The following is a 4807-nucleotide window of genomic DNA, read 5'->3' as shown; positions in this document are numbered from 1 at the left end:
ACCGTGCCCCCGGCCGCGCCCGCCTGCACCGACAGCCGCCCGCGCAGCCGCCGCACGCGTTCGTTCATGCCCAGCAGGCCGAAGCCGTAGCGCATTTCCGGCGGCGGCCCGCGCCCGTCATCGGCCAGCCGCGCCGACAGCGTGCCGTCCGGCGCCTGCCCGAGGCTGAGGACCACATGGCGCGCTCCGGCGTGGCGGGCGATGTTGGTCAGCCCTTCCTGCACGAAGCGATACAGCGTCAGCGCGCGCTCCTCGTCGCCGGGCGCGATGCCGGGCTGCACGCCGACCGACCACACGACCTCCGGCAGGCGCGCGCGCCAGCCGTCCACCAGCGCCAGCACCGCGTCGGCGAGGCCCATCTCGTTCAGCACCAGCGGCCGCAGCCGGTCGAGCATGCGGTAATTGATCTGCTGGATGCCGTCCGTGAGCGCGTCGATCGAGGTCGCGCACTCCTCGATCGTCGCGACCAGCGGATCGCGGCGGTCGCGGCACCAGCGGCGGATGCAGGCGGCATCGGCGCGTATGCCGAACAGCGACGGCCCGATCTCGTCGTGCAGCTCGTGCGCGAGCTCGCGCCGCTCCGCCTCCTGCACCGACATCAGCCGGTCGATCAGCAGGTGATTGTCGCGCGTCACGCGTGCGAGCGCGTCCGCGAGGCGGTTGAAGGGGGCGGCGATGCGGCGCAGTTCCGCGACCCCCGTCACCGGCAGATGCGCATGGTCCCCGCGCTCCAGCCGGTCGAAGGCGCCGGCGAGCAGGCGCAGCGGGCGCAGCGACCACGCGACCGTCGCCGAGATGACGGCCGTCAGCGCCGCCCACACGCCCGCCAGCACGGCCGCGAGCAGCAGCACCTCCGACCAGATTTCGTCGATCTCGTCGGCCGGGTTGCTCTGCATCACGATGGGCGGCGCGACCACGCCCGGCAGCGTCACGGGGAAGCGGATCGTCTGCCGCGGCGGGGCGAGCAGGCGGGCGAACCAGTGCGGCGCGACGGCGGCCGGCAGCGGCGCCGGCGACTCCACGCCGGTGTCGAAGCGGACATGCCGCACCTCGGGGAAATCGGCGCGCAGTTCGGCATAGGCGGCGGCGGGATCGGGCGCGCGCGCCGCCGCATGCAGCGCGTCGCGCACCACCAGCGCGCCGAGCCGCATGCCCGACCCCACCTCCGCCTGCACGCGCGCGCGGGCGCCGCCCACGATGAACAGCAACGTCGCCGCCAGCCCGATGAACAGGATGGCGGTCGGCACCAGCACCAGGCGCGCGCGCAACGACCTCATGGCCGCACCCTCATGCGGAAGGCAGCGGCACGCAAGCGCCCCCGCCCGAAGCGGCCCGCCCACCCAATCCGCCGCATGGCCGCGCCGCCGCGCGGGGCTGCACAAACTGCGACGGCGGCGGCATTTCGCGCCGTCGCCCACGGCATAGTTTGGCGTTGACCGGCCGCGCCGCCCCCCGTCTATGTCGGCATGAACAAACCGTCATCGACGGGCGACGTGGGTTCGGGAGAGACGTGACGTGCGCAAGACAATGACCCGCCTGGCGCTGCTGGGCCTCGTGCCGGCGGCCTATGTCCCGCAGGCGGCCGCGCAGGCGGTGCCGGCGGCGGTGGCGGCCGATCAGGCGGGCACGACGGCGGCAGGCGCGCCCGGGGCAGGCACGGAGGCGGGCACGGAGGCGGGGACGGGAGCGGCGACGGAACTGCCGCAGGTGGACGTGATCAGCAGCACCCCGCTGCTCGGCGCGGGCATCGACAAGAACAAGGTGCCGAGCGAGGTCAGCGTGCTCAACAGCGCCGACCTGTCGCGCACCGGCAATCCGACCCTGCTGAACTCGCTGAACCAGCAGGTGCCGGGCCTGACGCTCGATTCCGCGTCGGGCAACCCGTATCAGCCGAACCTGCTGTATCACGGCTATCAGGCCTCGCCGCTGCAGGGCAATTCGCAGGGGCTTGCCGTTTACCTCAACGGCGTGCGCTTCAACCAGGCGTTCGGCGACACGGTGAACTGGGATCTGCTGCCCAGCATCGCGATCGACCGGGTGAACGTGGAGGGGTCGAACCCGGTCTTCGGCCTCAACGCCCTCGGCGGTTCGATATCCGTGCAGACCAAGAACGGCTTCACCTATCAGGGCGCCGAGGGCATCCTGCGCGGCGGCTCGTTCGGCACGGTCGAGGGGCAGTTCCAGTATGGCGTGCAGCGTGACGACACGGCGGCCTATGTCGCCGGCGACGTGCTGCATTCCGGCGGGTGGCGCGACGGGCAGTCGTCCGACATCTACAACATCTTCGGCGATCTCGGCTGGCGCGGCGAAAACGCCGAGCTGCACATCAACGTCACCGCCGCCGACGACGCGCTCAACGGCCCCGGCACCTCGCCCGTGCAGTTGCTGCAGGTCAATCCGGCGCTGCAGTTCACGGCGCCCAACTATGTCGCCAACAAATACCTGCTGCTGAGCGCCAACGGCAACGTGCAGCTTGCCACCAATACGACGCTGCAGAGCGTGACCTATTACAGCAACTTCGAGCAGAAGGTCATCAACGGCAACGTCACCAACTTCGCCCCCTGCACGGACGGCAGCAACAACCTGTGCGACAACAACGGCAATTACGCGCTGGACCGCAGCGGCACGCCGATCACCGCCTTTCTCGGCTCCAACCCGACCGCGTATTCGGTGCTGAACCTGCAGAGCACCAACACCAACAGCTACGGCACGTCGGCGCAGGTGAGCAACCACGACGACATCTTCGGCTTCCACAACCACCTCGTCGCGGGCGCGAGCTATGACGGCTCCTATACGAAGTTCAGCGCCTCGTCGGAGGTCGGCGGTCAGGACCCGATCACCCGCGTGTTCGGCGGCCCCTTTGTGACGGTCGGCGCGCCGCAGGCCGATGGCGGGCCGGTGGGCGTCGGCATCACCGACAATTACGGCGGCCTGTTCATCACCGACACGTTCGACGTGACGGACCGCTTGTCGCTGACGGCGGCAAGCCGGTTCAACATCGCGCAGATCGACCTCGCCGATCAGATCGGCACGGCGCTGAACGGCAACCACAGCTACAACCACTTCAACCCGAGCCTCGGCGGCACCTACCGCATCACGCACTGGCTGACGGCCTATGCCAGCTACGCGGTGTCGAACCGGACGCCGACGCCGGCGGAACTGTCCTGCGCCGGCCCCACCGCGCCGTGCAGCCTTGCGAACTTCTTCGTGGGCGACCCGAACCTCAAGCAGGTGGTGAGCCAGACCTACGAGGTAGGTCTGCGCGGCGACACGCGCCTGACGGGCGCGCTCGACGGCGCGAAGCTGAGCTACAACCTTGACCTGTATCGCTCCGACCTGTCCGACGACATCATCTTCGTCAACAGCCCGCAGCAGGGCCTCGCCTTCTTCCAGAACGTCGGTAACACGCAGCGCCAGGGCATCGACGCCGGCGTGCAGCTCAAGAACGACCGCTGGTTATACTACGTGAACTATTCCTACACGGACGCGACGTTCCAGACCGGCTTCACCGAAAGCAGCCAGAACAATCCGGGCGCCGATGCCAGCGGCAACATCAACGTCCGTCCCGGCAACGTGCTGCCCGGCATCCCGGCGCACCTGCTGAAGTTCGGCGTCAACTACAACGTCACCGACAAGTGGACCGTGGGCCTGCAGGGCATCGCCGCGTCCGGCCAGTACCTGTTCGGCGACGAGGCGAATCTGCAGCCGAAGCTGCCGGGCTATGTCGTGCTCAACCTCGACACCAGCTATCAGCTCACCGACCACGTCGCCGTGTTCGGCCAGATCGAGAACCTGGGCGATCAACGATATTACACCTTCGGCACGTTCTCGCCGACCAGCTCCGTCTATCTGGCGCAGGCGCCGGGGGCGACCAACCCGCGCTCCTACAGCCCCGCCGCGCCGATCGGCGGCTATGCCGGGGTACGCGTGACTTTCTGAACAAGGCTTATGCGCGCGCGGCGATAGGAGCCGCGACGCGGTCGCGCTAGGGTCGGAGCCATGCAGGGCGTGGCTGACACGGCGGGCGGCGCGGCCGCGGCGGGAGGCGGCGAGGTCTGGGCGCGTCTGCGCGAGGCCGGGCCGCCGCTCGCCTACGGGCTGCGGCTCGCGGCGTCCGTCTGTCTGGCGTTGTACGTGGCGTTCTGGCTGCAACTCGACCAGGCGGGCTGGGCCGGCACCTCGGCCGCCATCACCTGCCAGCCGATCCTCGGCGCCTCGCTGCGCAAGGGGCAGTACCGCTTCATCGGCACGGCGGTCGGCGCGGTGTTCCTCGTCGTGCTGACGGCGGCGCTGCCGCAATCGCGCGTGGGCTTCCTGGCGGCGCTGGTCGTCTGGTCGGGGCTGTGCAGCTACATCTCCACCCTGCTGAAGGGGCCGCCGTCCTATGCCGCCATGCTGGCGGGCTACACGGCGGCGATCATCGCGGGCGGTTCGATCAACGCGCCGGACGACGCCTTCCGCCTCGCGCTCGACCGCGCGAGCGAGATCACCGTCGGCATCGCCTGCGCGACGGTCGTGCTGAGCCTGTCCGATCTCGGTCACACGAGCGCGCTGCTCGCCGCCCGCATGGGCCGGGTGATGGCGGGGATGCGCGACGGGCTGCGCGACAGTTTCCTGGCGGCCGGCGTGACGCCGCATGACAGCCGACCGGCGCGGCGGGGGCTGATCCGCGCGGCGGCGGCGCTCGACCCGGACATCGACAACGCGATCGGCGAGCGGGCGACCCTGCGTCACCGCCGTCCGACGCTGCGTGCGGCCGTCGCCGGGCTGTTCGGTGCGGCCTCCGGCTGGCGCACGGTCGCCGCCC

At 70.3% G+C, this 4807-nt stretch carries 3 protein-coding genes; 2 read left to right on the top strand and 1 reads right to left on the bottom strand.

Translation table 11 applies throughout. The features are described from left to right. Window positions 1–1277: histidine kinase (locus B8460_RS11230; RefSeq protein WP_048861687.1), on the bottom strand; the 1277-nt coding region annotated here is incomplete at its 3' end. A 238-nt stretch (window positions 1278–1515) separates the two neighbouring features. Between B8460_RS11230 and B8460_RS11225 the strand changes: the two genes are divergently transcribed. Then, complete coding sequence (locus B8460_RS11225; protein ID WP_148360546.1) at window positions 1516–3939, top strand: TonB-dependent receptor; 2424 nt, start codon at window positions 1516–1518, stop codon at window positions 3937–3939. Between the two features lie 69 nt (window positions 3940–4008). After that, on the top strand, window positions 4009–4807 hold a 799-nt coding region (locus tag B8460_RS11220; protein ID WP_199445620.1), incomplete at its 3' end, for an FUSC family protein.

The organism is Acidisphaera rubrifaciens HS-AP3 (assembly GCF_000964365.1).
GTDB classification, from domain to species: Bacteria; Pseudomonadota; Alphaproteobacteria; order Acetobacterales; family Acetobacteraceae; genus Acidisphaera; species Acidisphaera rubrifaciens.
The sequence above is the reverse complement of the archived record's forward strand: the minus strand, read 5'-3'. Positions and strand labels throughout refer to the sequence as shown.